Source organism: Massilia sp. CT11-108 (genome assembly GCF_047302915.1).
Classification (GTDB): domain Bacteria; phylum Pseudomonadota; class Gammaproteobacteria; order Burkholderiales; family Burkholderiaceae_D; genus Telluria; species Telluria orientalis.
The window spans coordinates 1-374 of the sequence record NZ_JBKYMO010001326.1 but is presented as its reverse complement, the minus strand read 5'-3'; the positions used below and the strand labels follow the sequence as shown (position 1 = coordinate 374).

General features: G+C 67.9%; 1 protein-coding gene. It reads left to right on the top strand.

Annotated features, from left to right (window positions below; translation table 11 throughout):
• On the top strand, positions 1-374 hold a 374-nt coding region (locus ACEN88_RS34630; protein WP_413346930.1), incomplete at both ends, for an NAD(P)H-hydrate dehydratase.

The window sequence follows — 374 nt, the reverse complement described above, 5'->3', positions numbered from 1 at the left end:
TTTTTTTATTTATCCGGCCACCACCTATATCAACACCTCTCTTTTCGTCGGCAGCGTCTTTTGTTTATAAGACACCCCACCCCGCCGCACCCGCTGGAAGCCGCACGCCTGCTGGGCGGGACGGCCGCCATCGTGCAGGCCGACCGGCTGGAACATGCGCGCGAACTGGCGCAGCGTCTGGATGCCGTCGTCGTGCTGAAAGGCGCGGGCAGCGTCATCGCGCGGCCAGACGGTGAAGTGGCGCTGAATGCGACGGGCAATCCGGGCCTTGCCACGGGTGGCACGGGCGACGTGCTGGCGGGCCTCGTCGGCACCCTGCTGGGCCAGGGCTGGCCCGCCTGGGAAGCGGCGCTGGCCGCGACGTGGCTGCACGG